Annotated in this window: 14 protein-coding genes; 8 read left to right on the top strand and 6 right to left on the bottom strand. The window is 52.9% G+C overall.

Features of this window, described 5'->3' with window-relative positions:
- Positions 1 to 12 precede the first annotated feature (12 nt).
- Positions 13 to 390, bottom strand: a complete 378-nt coding sequence (locus OGY33_RS00195; protein ID WP_048227742.1) for a carboxymuconolactone decarboxylase family protein — start codon at positions 388 to 390, stop codon at positions 13 to 15.
- An 89-nt stretch (positions 391 to 479) separates the two neighbouring features.
- On the opposite strand from OGY33_RS00195, the gene OGY33_RS00190 reads away from it, so the two are divergent.
- The 3 genes from OGY33_RS00190 to katG all read left to right on the top strand — a co-directional run bounded on the left by OGY33_RS00190 (position 480) and on the right by katG (position 4,781).
- The gene (locus OGY33_RS00190; RefSeq protein ID WP_191238953.1) at positions 480 to 1,388 is read left to right on the top strand and encodes a LysR family transcriptional regulator; all 909 of its coding nucleotides are present in this window, start codon (positions 480 to 482) and stop codon (positions 1,386 to 1,388) included.
- Between the two features lie 157 nt (positions 1,389 to 1,545).
- Positions 1,546 to 2,433, top strand: a complete 888-nt coding sequence (gene metF, locus OGY33_RS00185) for a methylenetetrahydrofolate reductase (protein WP_008787045.1) — start codon at positions 1,546 to 1,548, stop codon at positions 2,431 to 2,433.
- Between the two features lie 167 nt (positions 2,434 to 2,600).
- Entirely contained in the window at positions 2,601 to 4,781 is a 2,181-nt protein-coding gene (katG, locus tag OGY33_RS00180) for a catalase/peroxidase HPI (RefSeq protein ID WP_032945632.1), read from the top strand.
- A gap of 86 nt (positions 4,782 to 4,867) precedes the next feature.
- Here katG and gldA read toward each other — a convergent pair whose 3' ends face one another.
- Genes gldA through ptsP form a run of 3 tightly spaced genes read right to left on the bottom strand, consistent with a single transcriptional unit; the run spans position 4,868 to position 9,163 of the window.
- A complete protein-coding gene (gene gldA, locus OGY33_RS00175) occupies positions 4,868 to 5,971 on the bottom strand; it encodes a bifunctional L-1,2-propanediol dehydrogenase/glycerol dehydrogenase (protein ID WP_153753916.1) in 1,104 nt (367 codons plus the stop codon).
- A 12-nt stretch (positions 5,972 to 5,983) separates the two neighbouring features.
- On the bottom strand, positions 5,984 to 6,646 hold the full coding sequence (gene fsa / locus OGY33_RS00170) for a fructose-6-phosphate aldolase (RefSeq protein WP_003825157.1): 663 nt from the start codon (positions 6,644 to 6,646) through the stop codon (positions 5,984 to 5,986).
- 15 nt (positions 6,647 to 6,661) lie between these two features.
- On the bottom strand, positions 6,662 to 9,163 hold the full coding sequence (ptsP, locus tag OGY33_RS00165) for a phosphoenolpyruvate--protein phosphotransferase (protein WP_191239038.1): 2,502 nt from the start codon (positions 9,161 to 9,163) through the stop codon (positions 6,662 to 6,664).
- A 308-nt stretch (positions 9,164 to 9,471) separates the two neighbouring features.
- Between ptsP and OGY33_RS00160 the strand changes: the two genes are divergently transcribed.
- The 5 genes from OGY33_RS00160 to OGY33_RS00140 all read left to right on the top strand — a co-directional run bounded on the left by OGY33_RS00160 (position 9,472) and on the right by OGY33_RS00140 (position 14,487).
- Positions 9,472 to 10,551, top strand: coding sequence for a PTS fructose transporter subunit EIIC (locus OGY33_RS00160; RefSeq protein WP_003825153.1), 1,080 nt, complete (start codon positions 9,472 to 9,474; stop codon positions 10,549 to 10,551).
- A gap of 14 nt (positions 10,552 to 10,565) precedes the next feature.
- Complete coding sequence (locus tag OGY33_RS00155) at positions 10,566 to 10,886, top strand: PTS fructose-like transporter subunit IIB (protein ID WP_003825151.1); 321 nt, start codon at positions 10,566 to 10,568, stop codon at positions 10,884 to 10,886.
- A 101-nt stretch (positions 10,887 to 10,987) separates the two neighbouring features.
- A complete protein-coding gene (locus OGY33_RS00150; RefSeq protein WP_032945638.1) occupies positions 10,988 to 13,285 on the top strand; it encodes a formate C-acetyltransferase in 2,298 nt (765 codons plus the stop codon).
- The gene (locus tag OGY33_RS00145) at positions 13,251 to 14,129 is read left to right on the top strand and encodes a [formate-C-acetyltransferase]-activating enzyme (protein WP_128317573.1); all 879 of its coding nucleotides are present in this window, start codon (positions 13,251 to 13,253) and stop codon (positions 14,127 to 14,129) included. The genes OGY33_RS00150 and OGY33_RS00145 overlap by 35 nt, the downstream gene beginning before the upstream one ends.
- 1 nt (position 14,130) lies before the next feature.
- Entirely contained in the window at positions 14,131 to 14,487 is a 357-nt protein-coding gene (locus tag OGY33_RS00140; RefSeq protein WP_048215171.1) for a PTS fructose-like transporter subunit IIB, read from the top strand.
- On the opposite strand, the gene OGY33_RS00135 is transcribed toward OGY33_RS00140, so the two are convergent.
- Together OGY33_RS00135 and OGY33_RS00130 are read right to left on the bottom strand one after the other, a co-directional pair.
- Positions 14,474 to 15,334 (bottom strand): helix-turn-helix transcriptional regulator, encoded by an 861-nt coding sequence (locus OGY33_RS00135; protein WP_048215170.1) that lies wholly within the window; start codon positions 15,332 to 15,334, stop codon positions 14,474 to 14,476. The genes OGY33_RS00140 and OGY33_RS00135 overlap by 14 nt on opposite strands.
- A gap of 151 nt (positions 15,335 to 15,485) precedes the next feature.
- Positions 15,486 to 17,219 carry a phosphoethanolamine transferase CptA gene (locus tag OGY33_RS00130; RefSeq protein ID WP_079935055.1) on the bottom strand — a complete coding sequence of 578 codons (1,734 nt, stop codon included), beginning with the start codon at positions 17,217 to 17,219 and terminating at the stop codon, positions 15,486 to 15,488.
- Positions 17,220 to 17,294 lie beyond the last annotated feature (75 nt).

The following is a 17,294-nucleotide window of genomic DNA, read 5'->3' as shown; positions in this document are numbered from 1 at the left end:
TGGCCTGTTTTTTTAGCCTTTGTGGGAGGCAAACACCTCTTTTGCGGCGAACAAGCCGTTGAGTGCCGCGGGGAAGCCAGCATATACGGCCATCTGCATAATCACTTCAATGATCTCATCCTGCGTTAAACCCACGTGTAATGCCGCGCCAATATGCACTTTCAACTGCGGTGCGGCGTTACCCAGCGCAGTTAATGCCGCGACGGTAGCGATTTCTCTACTGCGTAAATCCAGCCCCGGCCTTGAATAGATGTCGCCAAAAGGAAATTCAATCAGGTATTGGGCGAAGTCTGGCGCAATATCCTGCAGACTTTCGACGACCGCATCGCCCCCTTTACCATCCACTTTTTGCAACATCTCCTGACCGGTAATAAAGCGTTCTGAAGGCATCATTCCTTCCTCTTTCGTGTGGTTTGTAGTGTGAGGATAGGGCGTGCGGAATGATTGGGATAATACCGTTTCCGTGATACCTTTTCGGTATGACAACATCGTCTTTGCACTCTCTGGACATTCGCCTGCTGCGTTACTTTTCCGTAGTAGCGGAAGAGAACAATATGAGCCGGGCGGCGCAGCGCTTGTTTATGTCGCAGCCGCCGCTGAGTCGCCACATTCGCCAGCTTGAAGAACGCCTGGGAGTGACGCTTTTTGTCCGCCATACCCGTGGTTTGACGCTGACGGAAGATGGTCTGCGCGTACTTGAAATCGTACGCCCGCTATTGGCGCTACAGGATAAAACCTGGGCGGCGCTGGGTCAGTTAGCGAAAACGGGGGAGCAATCTCTGCGCTTAGGGCTAAGTACGGCGTTTGAGCAGGGTGTCTTTACGGCGCTTGAGTCCCGGCTTAATATGCGCGTACAGAAGCTACATATTGTCCGGCATGGTTCGCCTGAACTGGCGCGCCAGGTGCGTCGGGGAAAACTGGATGCCGCTCTGGTGGCACTACCGCTTGAAACTTCGGGGCTTAGCGTCACGCCGCTTGGCTGGCAAGAGCCGATGATTGCCGCCTTACCCGCGATCTGGCCAGAGGCGAGCCTGCCGTCACTCTCATTAACGACGCTGAACCACCGGCCACTGTTCTGGTTTAAACGCGAACGTAACCCTGCCTTCTTTGATTACACCCGACACATTTTTCGTCGTGCGGGTTACTCGCCTGCCTGTATTGAAGAGCCGCTGGAACATGACGTGCTGCTGGCGCGGATCGCGCAGGGTGACGGCCTGAGCCTGATTCCGGCCTCCTTTTCCGCGATCCAACGTCAGGGCGTGATATTCCTTCCTCTTACCGATACCGAATTGCGTATTAGCATGGGGTTGCTGATGCTGCCTGAGAACGTAACAAAATTAGCGTGGCTGCAGACGGTCGTGACGCAATCCCTCATCATTTCAGGCTGATGTGAATTTTTTTCACGTTGGCTGAGTATTCCTCACCTTTAACGATGATTTTTGTGTTGACGCCAGCATGCTTTTCCGTCATTTTTACATCTAGACGTCTAAACGTATAGCAGTTCACAACACAACATATAACGACAAAAGATTGATGAGGTAAGGTATGAGCTTTTTTCACGCCAACCAGCGGGAAGCCCTGAATCAGAGCCTGGCGGAAGTACAGGGTCAGATTAACGTTTCGTTTGAGTTTTTCCCGCCGCGCACCAGTGAAATGGAGCAAACCCTGTGGAACTCCATCGATCGCCTGAGCAGCCTGAAGCCGAAGTTTGTTTCAGTCACCTACGGTGCAAACTCTGGTGAGCGCGACCGTACGCACAGCATTATTAAAGGCATTAAGGATCGCACTGGCCTTGAAGCGGCTCCGCACCTGACCTGTATTGATGCAACCCGCGATGAGCTGCGCACCATTGCTCAGGACTACTGGAATAACGGTATTCGTCATATTGTTGCTCTGCGCGGTGACTTGCCGCCGGGAAGCGGTAAACCGGATATGTATGCCTCTGACCTGGTGACTCTGCTGAAAGACGTTGCGGACTTTGATATCTCCGTTGCGGCTTACCCGGAAGTACACCCAGAAGCGAAGAGCGCTCAGGCCGATTTGCTGAACCTGAAGCGTAAGGTTGATGCCGGTGCAAACCGCGCCATTACTCAGTTCTTCTTCGATGTAGAAAGCTATCTGCGCTTTCGCGATCGCTGTGTGTCTGCGGGAATCGATGTGGAAATTATTCCGGGTATCCTGCCAGTCTCTAACTTTAAGCAGGCGAAAAAATTTGCCGATATGACCAATGTTCGTATCCCTTCCTGGATGTCGACCATGTTTGATGGTCTGGATGATGATGCGGAAACCCGCAAGCTGGTAGGTGCAAACATCGCTATGGACATGGTGAAAATCCTCAGTCGCGAAGGGGTGAAAGATTTTCACTTCTATACCCTTAACCGTGCCGAGATGAGCTACGCAATTTGTCACACGCTGGGAGTTAGACCAGCATAATTAGTGCCTCAGCCCTCTTCGGAGGGTTTTTTATTGATCATTTTGATCTACATCTCTGTAACTTTAAATATAAAAGGAATGAGCTATCGAATCTGTGGGTTTTTTCGACTATATCTTATCTCTGGTGGTGTATATCGTAGTCAGAACACTGTAAAGGGAGCATATAGATGAGCATGTCCGACGATAGCCAGAACGCATCAACTGCCGGTAAGTGTCCTTTTCATCAGGGCGGGCCGGATCACAGCGCGGGAGCAGGAACGAACAACCGCGACTGGTGGCCCAATCAACTCCGTGTAGATCTTTTAAACCAACATTCCAACCGTTCTAACCCGCTGGGTGAGGACTTCGACTACCGCAAAGAATTTAGCAAACTTGACTACTCTGCCCTGAAAGGGGATCTCAGAGCCCTTCTGTCCGAATCTCAACCGTGGTGGCCCGCTGACTGGGGAACCTATGCCGGATTATTTATCCGCATGGCATGGCACGGTGCAGGGACCTATCGCTCCATCGATGGACGCGGTGGCGCGGGTCGCGGACAGCAGCGTTTTGCACCACTGAACTCCTGGCCGGACAACGTCAGCCTGGATAAAGCGCGTCGTCTGCTGTGGCCAATCAAGCAGAAATATGGCCAGAAAATTTCCTGGGCCGACCTGTTTATCCTTGCGGGTAACGTGGCGCTGGAAAACTCAGGCTTCCGTACCTTCGGCTTTGGTGCCGGTCGTGAAGACGTCTGGGAACCGGATCTCGACGTAAACTGGGGTGATGAAAAAGCCTGGCTGACCCACCGTCATCCGGAAGAACTGGCAAAAGCGCCGCTGGGCGCAACCGAAATGGGCCTTATCTATGTGAACCCGGAAGGGCCGGACCATAGCGGCGAACCGCTCTCTGCGGCCGCGGCTATTCGCGCGACCTTCGGTAACATGGGTATGAACGACGAAGAAACCGTAGCGCTGATTGGCGGCGGTCATACGTTGGGTAAAACCCATGGTGCAGCACCGGCTTCGCACGTAGGCGCCGATCCAGAATCCGCACCAATTGAAGCGCAGGGCCTGGGCTGGGCCAGCAGCTACGGCAGCGGCGCGGGTGCAGACGCAATTACTTCCGGTCTGGAAGTGGTCTGGACGCAGACGCCGACCCAATGGAGCAACTATTTCTTCGAGAACCTGTTCAAATATGAATGGGTACAAACCCGTAGTCCGGCAGGTGCGATTCAATTTGAAGCGGTTGACGCACCGGAAATTATCCCCGATCCGTTCGATCCGTCGAAAAAACGTAAGCCAACAATGTTGGTTACCGACCTGACGCTGCGTTTCGATCCTGAATTCGAGAAGATCTCCCGCCGTTTCCTGAACGATCCGCAGGCCTTCAACGAAGCATTTGCCCGCGCATGGTTTAAGCTGACGCACCGTGATATGGGGCCAAAAGCGCGTTACATCGGACCGGAAGTGCCAAAAGAAGATCTGATTTGGCAAGACCCGCTGCCGCATGCGTTCTTTAACCCAAGCGAAGAAGATATCCTGAAACTGAAGGCGACCATTGCTGCTTCCGGGTTGTCCGTGGGCGAGCTGGTGTCAGTGGCGTGGGCTTCTGCATCAACGTTCCGCGGTGGGGATAAACGTGGCGGCGCTAACGGTGCGCGTCTGGCGCTGGACCCACAGCGTGGCTGGGATGTGAATGCTACCGCGGCACGCGTACTGCCTGTGCTGGAAGGCATTTATAAGTCAGCCCATACCGCTTCGTTAGCCGATATTATCGTGCTGGCCGGTGTTGTCGGTATAGAGCAGGCGGCTAGCGCTGCGGGTGTCAGCATTAAAGTACCTTTTGCGCCGGGCCGCGTGGATGCGCGTCAGGACCAAACGGATATTGAGATGTTTGAACTGCTTGAGCCGATCGCCGATGGCTTCCGTAACTACCGCTCCCGTCCTGACGTATCGACCACCGAGTCGTTGCTGATTGATAAAGCGCAGCAGCTGACGCTGACCGCACCGGAAATGACCGTGCTGGTGGGCGGTATGCGCGTACTGGGCACCAACTTCGACGGCAGCCAGCATGGCGTCTTTACCGATCGTCCTGGCGTGCTCAGCACTGACTTCTTCGTCAATCTGCTGGATATGCGCCATGAGTGGAAGGCGGTTGATGAGTCAAAAGAGCTGTTCGAAGGTCGTGACCGTCTGAGCGGTGAAGTGAAATACACGGCAACCCGCGCCGATCTGGTGTTCGGTTCTAACTCCGTACTGCGCGCAGTGGCTGAAGTTTATGCCTGCAGCGATGCTCACGAGAAGTTCGTGAGAGATTTCGTTGCCGCATGGGTGAAAGTGATGAACCTGGATCGTTTCGATCTGCTGTAACAGATAATGCCGGATGTCGCTTGTGCGTATCCGGCATAGTATGAATAAAAAAATCCCCGCGATTGCGGGGATTTTTTATTGGCAGGTTATTCCCACTCTTGCAGGTAACGTTGACCGTACTGGTCAGCCACCAGCAGGGCGGCATACACCTGGTCCGGAGTTGCGCCGCCAGGCATGTTGTGGATGGTTTCGCCTTCTGCACAGGCTGCCTCAGCCACAATGCGCATTTTCGCCGGGATATCCTGTTTGATGTCCAGTTGCGCCAGGGTAATCGGCAGGCCAACGGAATGACACAGCGCGGCAACGGTTTCAATTTCATCAACTGGCGCGTTTTCCAGCACCAACTGCGTCAGCGTACCGAAAGCCACTTTCTCGCCGTGGTAGTAGTGATGCGCATCCGGGATTGCGGTCAGACCGTTATGAATGGCGTGAGCCGCTGCCAGGCCACCGCTTTCAAAACCGACGCCACTCAGATAGGTGTTGGCTTCAATAACGCGCTCCAGTGCTGGTGTAACCACGTGCTGCTCGGCTGCCAGCATCGCTTTTTCACCTTCTTCGATTAGCGTATTAAAGCACAGCTCTGCCAGCGCCAGCGCCGCCTGAGTACACTGACCGCCCGCCATGGTGGTTGCGCCGCTGCGTGAACAAGCACGTGCTTCGAACCAGGTTGCCAGCGCATCGCCAATACCCGCAGCTAACAGACGCGCCGGTGCACCCGCTACAATTTTGGTATCCACAATGACCCTGTCCGGATTGTTGGGCAGCAGCAGATAGCGATCGAATTCACCGGCATCGGTGTAAATGACGGACAGCGCGCTGCACGGCGCATCGGTAGAGGCGATGGTTGGGGCAATGGCGACAGGCACGCCCATAAAGTGCGCCAGCGCTTTGGCGGTATCCAGCGTTTTACCGCCGCCAATACCAAGTACTGCGCCACACTGCGCTTTTTCCGCTACGCCGCGCAGACGGTCGATTTCGTTTTGTGAACATTCGCCGCCAAACGGTGCAATTTCCAGCGCCAGTCCGGCATCCTGAAAGCTTTTTTCCAGTGCGTCCTGGGCAAAGCCTAAGACAAACTTGTCCCCAACGACCAGCCAGCGTTCTGCCAGTGGTTTGAGGTAGCTGCCAAGACGGGTAATAACATCGGCACCCTGGATGTACTTACCAGGTGATTGAATAATGCGATCCATACTTTATTTCCCTCACAGGTTGATGTGACCAAATGCGTTGTTCCAGTCCTGCTCAAACTTCTCTATTGCTGACTCTACCGCAGGGGTATTGAGCATTTGTTGCGCTACGTCTAATGGCAGGGTGATAGCTTCACATCCTGCCAGTAAGCAATCCAGCGCCTGACGCGGGGTTTTAAAGCTGGCTGCCAGTACCATGCTGTTTGGCGCATGCAGCTCCAGTAACGTTTGCAGTTCCTGTACTGTGCGAATCCCGTCGCCGCCCTGTGCGTCGATACGGTTAACGTAAGGCGCGATATATTTAGCTCCTGCCAGCGCTGCCAGTAGCCCCTGAGATGCACTGTATACGGCGGTTCCCAGCGTGGTGATACCCTCTTTTTTCAGCATCTTAATCGCGGCCAGACCTTCGGATGTCACCGGGATTTTCACTACCAGACCAGGCACCGCGTTGCTCAGGCGTTTGGCTTCTTCCACCATGCCCTGTGCGTCTCGGCTCATGGTTTGGGCAAACAAAATACCCTCTTCGCCGATGGCGTTTTGCAGGCGTGGCAGTACATCCCAGATAGATTCTTTGCTTGCCGCCACAATGCTTGGGTTGGTGGTAACACCCGCGATAGGGAAGATGCGTGCCAGACGTTCAACTTCCGCGACGTTGGCGGTATCAAGGTAAAGTTCCATACAAAAACATCCTCTTTAAAGTTCAAGTTCATGTTGCAACAGGCTGGCGATAGCGTCGGCTGAGGCGGCACTAACCAGCGCGTTACGGAATTCTTCATGCATAATGCGGCGCGCCAGACGCGAGAAAATACGCATATGCTGATCGCCTGCGGCATGTTTGTTGAGCGTCAGCATAATAATGAACTGTGCATCATCATCACCCCAACGTACCGGCGCTTGCAGGCGCGCTACGCTGATGGTGGACTGCTCAATATGTTCGGATTTGCTGTGTGGAATGGCGAAGCTAAAACCTAATCCGGTAGAGAAGACGGCTTCGCGTGCCCACAGGTCTGCTTCCAGTTTACGTGGATAGCGACAACGGCCTGCCAGCAGGAGGTTGTCGGTCATCCCTTTGATGACCTCTTCTTTACTGCGCCAGTCGCTGTCCAGTGTGATGCATTCGGCGGTAACCAGAGGCGTATCCTGTTGGGTCATGCGGAACTGGGCCAGCAGATGTTCGACCTCCAGCGAGGTTCGACAAGCCATCGCTTGATTCAGCAATTGACGGCAGGCACGGCTGTCGAGTTGCGCCATCCGCGCTTTGGCGGCGGGAATGGAGGGAGCGCTCATACTGATCTCGTCCAGACCCAGTCCCACCAGCAATGGCAGCACCGAACCTTTGGCACCCAGTTCGCCGCACAGGCCAATCCATTTCCCCTGCCGATGTACTGCCTGCACGGCGTAATCCAGCGCGCGCAGGAAAGCCGGATTCAGGCTGTTGTAGTGGCGGGTAACTTTGGCGTTGTCGCGGTCGACCGCCAGCAGGTATTGCGTCAGGTCATTGCTACCAATACTAAAGAAATCAATCTCTTCACAGCATTGGTCAATGATGAACATCACAGACGGAACCTCCAGCATAATACCGAGCTGGATCTTCTCATCAAACGGAATGTGTTCACTTCGCAGTTGCTGCTTGGCTTCTGCCAGTTTCTCTTTGACCCACAGGATCTCTTCCATCGAGGAGATCATTGGGATCATGATTTTCAGGCTACCGTGCGCTGAGGCGCGCAGGATCGATCGCAGTTGCGTAGTAAACAACGTGGCATATTCTTCATAAATACGCACCGCGCGATAACCGAGAAATGGGTTGGTCTCAGCAGGAATATTCAGATAATCAACGGGTTTATCACCGCCGATATCCATGGTGCGTACAATAATGCTGCGTCCCTTTGCGGGTTCCAGCGCCTGGCAGAAAATGTTGTATAGTTCGTTCTCATCCGGGGCGCAGGTACGGTCCATATACAGCATTTCTGTACGGAACAGGCCAACCGCTTCCGCACCGTTACTAAAGGCTGCTTGTGCTTCCACGGAGTGGGCGATGTTGGCGGCGACTTCCATACGGATGCCATCAGCCGTGCGTGCCTCCTGGGTCAGCCAGATACGTTGCTGTTCCCGAATGGCATCCTGGATACGGGCTTCTTGCTGATAATAACGTACGATGGATTCATCAGGGGCAACGACGACTGCTCCTGCGTTACCATCGATATAAACCGTTTGCTGTAGCCATGGCATCAAAGATTCAATATCTACGCCAACCAGCGTAGGGATGTTGAATGACCGGGCGAGAATCACCGTGTGTGACGTAGTACCACCGCTTTTTAACAGCAAGCCTTTCAGCAATGTTTTGTCCAGTTCGAGGAACTGGCTCGGTGTTAGCTCATCCGCCATGCAAACCGTAGGCTGGGTCAGTTTTCCCGGTGCAGGGAAGCGCTGTTCCCCATAAATTTGCTGCAGAAGCTGGAAGCAAACATCGCGTACATCCAGTGTACGCTCCTGTAAATAACTGCTGCTTGAACGGGCGAATTCATCACAAAAATGTCCGGCACTTTCGACAACCGCCTGGGCGCAGCTTAACCCGCGTGATACGCCAGCGAGCAGGTGCTGGCGCAGTGAGAGGTCGCTTGCCAGCGAGCGGTGTGCTTCCAGAATCGCACTGGTAGCGCCGTCGCTGTCGAGTAATCGAAACTCAATATTTTTCATCAACAGCGTTAAACCGTTATCCAGTGCCGCTTGCTCGGTTTCAATATCTTGAGCGGATGGAAGGTTACTGAGCGCGTTAAGATCCAGCGAAGAAAGCAGACTCAGAACGCCCCCTGCGCTGCCGCTGCAGACGGTGCGAGCGCGGAAAAGCTGTGGATTTAAATGGGTGAGCGATGCCGGAAGTGGCTCCAGCTCGTTGTTTTTGGCTTCCGCTAGCGGTGCATCGCAGTGCGGAAATTCATTTCGTAACCATTGGCTCAGATGCTGGTGGGCTGCCTGTTCATCTGTACCGGAAATCAGCAACTGGCAGCTATCACCCGCCAGAGTATCGGTGCCAATCAACGATAGTGCGCTCTTAGCGTTGCCCTTACGTTCGGTACGCAGGTTGTGCCACTCAATGTGTGAGGTAAAGGTGTTGCACTGCGTTTCTATGTGGCTTGCCGGGCGTGCATGTACGCCATTGGGTAGCTCACAGGTAAATTCCACAATCAGGGCCATAGCCTCATCTCCCATAACGATTTCTCGCTACAGGATAAAAGGGCAACGCCTGAGCCTGCCATGTGACAAATCTGCCAAAAACTGGATAAATGTAATGTAACTATCAAAGTGAGACATCCCTCACAAGTCAGCGTATCCACTATAAATTCCGAGAAACTGCAAGTTATGAGGCGGATCGCATTTTTGTACTGATATTACAAAAGTCCAGCAAATGGCCTTTTTATCCACTGTTTGCGTCGCGTCAGATTGCCTATTGTTTTCCGCAACAAGTTTATGGATATGGGCTTTAGGCAGCCCGGGAGCGACTTATGAAAGAGTTGGTACAAATCCTGAAAAATACTCGTCAGCACCTGATGACCGGTGTTTCGCATATGATCCCCTTCGTCGTAGCGGGCGGTATTTTGCTGGCTGTCTCCGTCATGCTGTATGGCAAAGGCGCGGTACCGGATGCTGCGACCGATCCTAATCTTAAAAAGCTGTTTGATATTGGCGTCGCCGGGTTGACTTTGATGGTGCCATTTCTTGCTGCTTATATCGGCTATTCCATCGCTGAACGTTCTGCTCTGGCCCCTTGTGCGATTGGCGCATGGGTGGGAAACAGCTTCGGTGCAGGTTTCTTTGGCGCATTAATTGCTGGGATTATTGGCGGTATCGTTGTCCATTATCTGAAGAAGATCCCCGTACATAAGGTGTTGCGTTCGGTAATGCCTATCTTCGTTATTCCCATCGTCGGCACTTTTATCACCGCAGGTATCATGATGTGGGGGCTGGGGGAGCCTGTTGGCGCGTTAACTACTAGCCTGACCGAGTGGCTGCAGGGTATGCAGCAGGGCAGCATTGTGCTGCTGGCGGTAATTATGGGACTGATGTTGGCCTTCGATATGGGAGGGCCAATTAACAAAGTTGCCTACGCCTTCATGCTGATTTGCGTGGCGCAGGGGGTTTATACCGTCGTGGCAATCGCCGCAGTAGGGATCTGCGTGCCGCCGCTGGGTTTAGGTTTAGCGACGCTGATTGGTCGTAAGAATTTCTCTTCTGAAGAACGCGAAGCCGGTAAAGCTGCGCTGGTAATGGGCTGCGTTGGCGTAACGGAAGGCGCGATTCCGTTTGCTGCAGCCGATCCGCTGCGCGTAATTCCATCGATTATGGTTGGTTCCGCCTGTGGCACGGTAACCGCCGCCCTGTTTGGTGCGCAGTGTTATGCCGGCTGGGGCGGGCTGATTGTTCTGCCTGTAGTGGAAGGAAAACTGGGTTATATCGCGGCGGTTGCGGTTGGTGCTGTAGTGACCGCCGTGTGCGTTAACGTACTGAAAAGTCTGGCGCGGAAAAAAGTGTCTCAGGTCGATCAGAAAGAAGATGACCTGGATTTAGATTTTGAAATGAATTAAGTGAGGAATGAGTCATGACCAAGATTATCGCAGTAACCGCATGTCCTTCTGGCGTTGCCCACACCTATATGGCAGCCGAAGCGCTGGAAAGCGCCGCTAAAGCTAAAGGTTGGCAAGTAAAGGTTGAGACTCAGGGTTCGATCGGTCTGGAAAACGAACTGACCGCGGCGGATGTGGCGGAAGCCGACATGGTCATTCTGACCAAGGACATTGGTATTAAATTTGAAGAACGTTTTGCGGGCAAAACTATCGTTCGCGTCAACATCAGCGATGCAGTGAAACGTGCCGACGCCATCATGAACAAGATTGGCGCGCATCTGGCGCAAACCGCTTAACCGTTTGTTTGCCGGATGGCGGCTTCGCCTTATCCGGCCTACAGATGCGTAGGCCTGATAAGCGTAGCGCCATCAGGCAACTATTCCCGCAGGAGTTCCTCATGACGAACCGTATCCAACGTTTAAAAACCGCTCTGTTTCAGAACAACCGTGAAATTTCGCTTGAACGTGCGCTGTTATATACCGCCAGCCACCAGCAGACGGAGGGAGAGCCGGTTATTCTGCGTCGGGCGAAAGCCACCGCATATATTCTTGAGCACGTTGAGATTTCGATTCGTGATGAGGAACTGATTGCCGGAAACCGTACTGTTAAACCGCGTGCGGGCATTATGTCACCGGAAATGGATCCTTACTGGCTGCTTAAAGAGCTGGAGCAGTTTCCAACCCGTCCGCAGGACCGTTTTGACATCAGCGAAGAGGATAAACATCTCTATCGCGATGTGCTGTATCCGTACTGGGAAAAGCGGTCGATGAAAGATTTCATCAACGGTCAGATGACCGATGAGGTTAAAGCTGCCGTCAGTACCCAGATTTTTAGCATTAACCAGACTGACAAAGGTCAGGGACATATCATTATTGATTATCCACGCCTGTTGAATCATGGGCTTGGCGAACTGGTAGCGCAGATGCGAGCGCATTGTCTGCAGCAGCCGGAGAATCACTTTTATCAGGCTGCGCTGCTGCTGCTTGAGGCTTCGCAAAACCATATTCTGCGTTACGCTATGCTGGCAGAGAAGATGGCGGAAAGCTGCCCGGATGCGCAGCGACGCCAGGAATTACTGACGATTGCTGAAAACTCTCGGCATAACGCCCAAAGCAAGCCGCAAACCTTCTGGCAGGCATGTCAGCTGTTCTGGTACATGAACATTATTTTGCAATATGAATCCAACGCCAGTTCTCTTTCACTTGGACGCTTCGACCAGTATATGCTGCCGTTTTATCAGGCTTCGCTGACGCAGGGGGAAGACCCAGCATTCTTACAAGAGATCCTCGAATCCCTATGGGTGAAATGTAATGACATCGTACTGCTGCGATCCACCAGCAGTGCGCGCTACTTCGCTGGCTTCCCAACAGGCTACACCGCGCTACTGGGGGGATTGACGGAGAATGGTCGTAGTGCGGTAAATGTATTGTCTTTCCTCTGTCTTGATGCGTATCAGAACGTACAGCTACCACAACCAAACCTCGGTGTGCGCACGAATGCATTGATCGATACACCGTTCCTGATGAAAACAGCACAGACCATTCGTCTTGGTACCGGCATCCCGCAAATCTTTAACGATGAAGTGGTGGTGCCCGCGTTTCTGAATCGCGGTGTTTCGCTGGAAGATGCGCGGGATTACGCGGTAGTAGGCTGTGTCGAGCTGTCTATTCCAGGCAGAACATACGGTTTGCACGATATCGCTATGTTTAATCTGCTGAAAGTGATGGAAATTTGTCTGCATGAGAACGAAGGCAACCGCACTCTGACGTACGACGATCTCCTGGCGCATATTCGTGCCAAAATCAGCCACTACATCACGTTGATGGTGGAGGGCAGTAATATCTGCGATATCGGTCACCGCGACTGGGCGCCGGTGCCGCTGCTCTCCTCGTTTATTAGCGACTGTCTGGATAAAGGGTGCGATATTACCGACGGCGGTGCGCGTTATAACTTCTCCGGCGTACAGGGGATCGGTATTGCAAACCTGAGCGATTCGCTGCATGCGCTCAATGGGCTGGTATTCGAACAACAGCGCTTATCTTTTGATGAACTTTTGTCGGTGCTAAAAGATAACTTTGCTACCCCGGAAGGCGAGAAAGTTCGCGCCAGGCTGATCAATCGCTTCGAAAAATACGGCAACGATATCGATGATGTAGATAACATTAGCGCCGAACTGCTACGTCATTACTGCAAAGAGGTAGAGAAATACCAGAATCCGCGCGGCGGGCAATTTACGCCGGGTTCGTATACCGTCTCTGCACACGTGCCGCTGGGTTCGGTCGTTGGGGCAACACCGGATGGCCGCTTAGCCGGGGAGCAACTGGCAGATGGGGGGCTGTCGCCGATGCTGGGACAGGATATGCAAGGACCGACGGCGGTATTGAAGTCGGTCAGCAAGCTGGATAACACACTGCTTTCCAATGGGACGTTGCTGAACGTGAAGTTTACGCCAGCCACACTGGAAGGTGAGGCCGGTTTACGCAAGCTGGCGGATTTTCTGCGGGCATTTACCCAGCTCAAACTCCAGCATATCCAGTTTAACGTGGTGAATGCCGACACATTGCGCGAAGCGCAGCAGCGCCCGCAGGATTTCACCGGGCTGGTGGTGCGCGTGGCGGGTTACAGCGCCTTCTTTGTCGAGTTGTCGAAGGAGATCCAGGATGACATTATTCGCCGCACCGCGCATCAACTGTGAGGTAATTGACCCACGAGGCGAGGAAGTCGCGCGTATATTCAACATTCAGCGTTACTCACTGAATGATGGGCAGGGTATTCGTACGGTCGTCTTTTTTAAAGGCTGTCCGCATACCTGCCCTTGGTGTGCTAACCCGGAATCACTCTCGCCACGTATTGAAACGGTACGGCGGGAGAGTAAATGTCTGCACTGTACACCCTGTCTGCGTGATGCCGACGAGTGTCCCTCTGGGGCATTTGAACGTATTGGTCGTGATATCACGTTGGACGATCTGGAACGTGAAGTGATGAAAGATGATATTTTCTTTCGCTCTTCTGGTGGGGGGGTAACGCTTTCCGGCGGTGAAGTGCTGATGCAAGCGCCCTTTGCCACACGGTTCCTGCAACGTCTGCGGCGCTGGGATGTGCGCTGTGCAATTGAAACGGCTGGCGATGCGCCGGCCGGTCGCTTGTTATCGCTGGCAAAAGAGTGTGATGAGGTGTTGTTCGACCTCAAAATAATGGATGGAGATCTGGCTCGTGAGGTCATCAACATGAACCTACCGCGTGTACTGGCGAATTTACGGCTATTGGTGGAGGAAGGGGTTAATGTCATACCTCGCCTGCCGCTGATTCCGGGCTTTACGATGAATTCAGATAACACGCAGCATGTGTTGACGATGTTGTCATCACTAGGCATAAAACAGGTACACCTGCTACCGTTTCATCAATATGGCGAGCCCAAATACAGCCTGCTCGGTTTGCCCTGGTTGATGAAAGAAGTGCCCGTACCGACGGCGCAAGAGGTGGATATTATACGTAAGATGGCAGAATGCGCCGGATTTCAGGTAACAGTAGGAGGATAGTATGACCATCGCACCTGTACGATATCTGGTTGCTGTCACCGCGTGCGTAAGCGGCGTGGCCCATACCTATATGGCAGCTGAGCGGCTGGAGAAACTCTGCCAGCAGGAAAAATGGAGCATCAAGATCGAAACTCAAGGGGCATTGGGAACCGAAAATCGCCTGATGGAAGAGGATATTAACCGCGCTGATGTGGTGTTGCTCATTACTGATATTGAACTGGCAGGAGCAGAGCGTTTTACGCAGAGCCGATATGTTCAGTCGGGCATTAGCGCATTTCTGCGTGAGCCGCAGCGGGTGATGAGCGCCGTACGAAAGCTGCTTTCAGCGCCACAGCACACACATCTTACTCTGGATTAGCTTCTTTCTCCGTCAATTGGCTGTGGTACTGCCGACGGTATTCTGATGGTGAACGTTCGGTATTTTTGCGAAACAGGCGGCAGAAGTAGTTGCTGTCAACAAACCCACAAATGTGCGCCACCTCTTTAATCTTCAATTCGTAACCCTTCAACAGCGTTTTTGCGTGTTCCAGTCGCGTGTGGTTCAGGTATTCGTTAAACCCGATAGCGCCCGTTTTTTGAAAAAGGTGGGAAAGATAATTGGGTGAGATGTAGAACGCCTGCGCGACGGATTCTCGGGTGAGCGGTGAAGCGTAGCGTTCGTCAATATAGTTGCGAATGGCTTCGAAAAGCGCCTGGCTGCGTGATGCGGTTTGGATCTGGCTGCCGAGCAGATCGCGGCAGTGGCTCAGTAAGCTTGCAACGATTAGCCTGGCGGTTTGCTGCTCCTGCGGCTGCATCTGCATTTCATTGAGCGTTTGCAGCAGGAATGAGCCAACACGCGGTCCACGCCGCGCAACGTGCTGGCGGGTAAGGTTTTGATATTGCTTACCGTCCCACTGAACGATGCTAAAACCCAGTTGCTGTTTGCCAAATAAGATACTGAGCGTGGTCACCGGTGTGAGCCACTGTGGAAAGTTCCAGCCACCAGCCGGAACGAACAAGGCATCGCAAGGCTGTAACGTCGCGGATGCGCCAGCAACACCGTTATCGGTGAATTCACCTTCCAGCACAATCTCCAGTCGGGGAAAATCGACCTGATACGCCAGTTCCGGCGTTGAGCTACTGGTGCTGGCAAAGTAAATCTGCCGCAGCGGTGTGGGGCCGTTGATCAGGCGAGAGAGCAGGTGGCTGATGTCGTGATACATGTTAATCCCTTGCAGGCAGCAGACAGGGAAACAGTAACGTTGAAAACAATCGCCCTCAAGTGATTATTGCCGGATGGCGGCTAATGCCTTATCCGGCCTACAAGTCTTTGCGAGCTGTAGGCCGGATAAGCGTAGCGCATCCGGCAGACTGTTACTGATTACCGATTTGATCGCCGTAAGGCAGGGTATCGTAATCAATCAGGGCATTCTTTTTGTACGGGTTGCCAATCCAGCGGGTCGTCTCTTTGAACTGCGGGCTGGTAATGGCACGAGTTGGATCGAAACCATCATAGGTGAAGCCCGCTAAATCAGACCAGGTGTGGATAAGCTCTGAGCTGCTGTATTTACGATTCACATCCTGTGAGAAGTCACGTGGGTGTGCGGCCTGCCATTTTTCCGAGGTCCACAGCAGGAACGGCACCGTATACATATGGCGCGTTGGGTTGTCTTCATTACGACCCTGCGTTTTATGCGGCGGCGTATCGTATACCTCTTCTCCATGATCGGAGAAGTACAGCAGGAAGCCGTTCGGATCGGTCGCTTTATAGTCTTTGATCAGACTGGCAATGATATGGTCATTGTAAACATTCGCGCTGTCGTAATCGTTGTAAGCTTCCAGTTCATCGTTACTCAGGCCAGCGGGCACATTGTCGATATTATTGTCGAACTTACCCTGACCATCCGGGTAACGGAATTTGTACTTAATATGCGTACCCAGCAGGTGAACGATGATGAACTTTTTCGGTGCAGGGTCAGCCAGTACTTCTTTAAATGGCGCCAGCACGTTGCTGTCATATTCGCGCGCACTTTGGGTACGCTGCTGGTTCATATAGAACTGTTTATCCGTCTGCTTAGAGAACACCGTCAGCATGGTGTTGCGGGCGGTCATCGTCTGCTGATTGGTGATCCAGAAGGTTTTATAACCTGCCTGTTTCATCATGTTCATCAGGGACGGCTGAGTCAGATACAGATCCGGGTTCTTCTCGTTGGCAAAGGTCAGCGCCTGCTGCAGGATTTCAATGGTGTACGGACGTGAGGTCACGACATTATTGAACACGGTGAAGTTAGGATCGGATTTATGCAGCGCATCCAGTTCCGGCGTTGTTTCGCGTGGGTAACCGTACAGGCTCATGCGGCCACGTTGCGTTGACTCGCCAATCACCAGTACCAGCGTACGCGGCGCATCACCGGAGTTGTCTTTAAAGTTGGCCAGCGGCGGCAGGGCATTGTTCTCATTCAGCAGGCTATTCAGTGCGGTCAACTGCTGACGATACTGATAATACCCGGAGATGAACTGCCACGGTGCGGCAGGCTCCATGCGTGAAGCGAGGCCATCCAACGTTTTTTCAAACGGCTTATGTTTGATAAATGTGTTCACTGTCATCGGATGCAGAATCAATCCGTATAACAGTGCAAACGACACCAGATAGCGCCAGGGTGATGGAATATGCACAGGACGCAGACGTGTCCATAGCAGAATTGCCACAGCTGTATAGGCCAGCGCAATTAAGACAATCTTTAGGCTGAAATATTGGCTCAGATATTCGCTGGCTTCGTTCGCATTGGTTTCAAACATTACGTACAGAACGCTTTGCGAGAACTCTTGCCCGTAGATGACGTAATAGCTCAGAGCAGCCAGCGAGGCCGCCCATAACACCACGCCTATCACTGCAGCAATAATGCGGATACGGTTTGGAAATAAGAATACCGGAATCAACCACAGCGAACTAAACAGCAAGGAGTCGCGTAAACCGGTAGATCCGCTGTAGCCACTAAAATAGATAACGGCCTGCAGTAATGAGGAAAAAAACCAAAAATAGAGGAGCGCCCAACCCAGGGCTTTCCAGCTAAAGGCGGGTTTAGACTGGAGTTGTAAGGATTGCATAATGTGAGCCTGTCTTTAATCGTAGCGCCAAGAGTAGCGACTAAACATTAAGAGGAACTGAAGCATCACGATCTT

The organism is Citrobacter sp. Cpo032 (assembly GCF_030332975.1).
Classification (GTDB): Bacteria; Pseudomonadota; Gammaproteobacteria; order Enterobacterales; family Enterobacteriaceae; genus Citrobacter; species Citrobacter portucalensis.
Note: the sequence above shows the minus strand (reverse complement) of the source record. Positions and strands in the feature narration are given on the sequence as shown.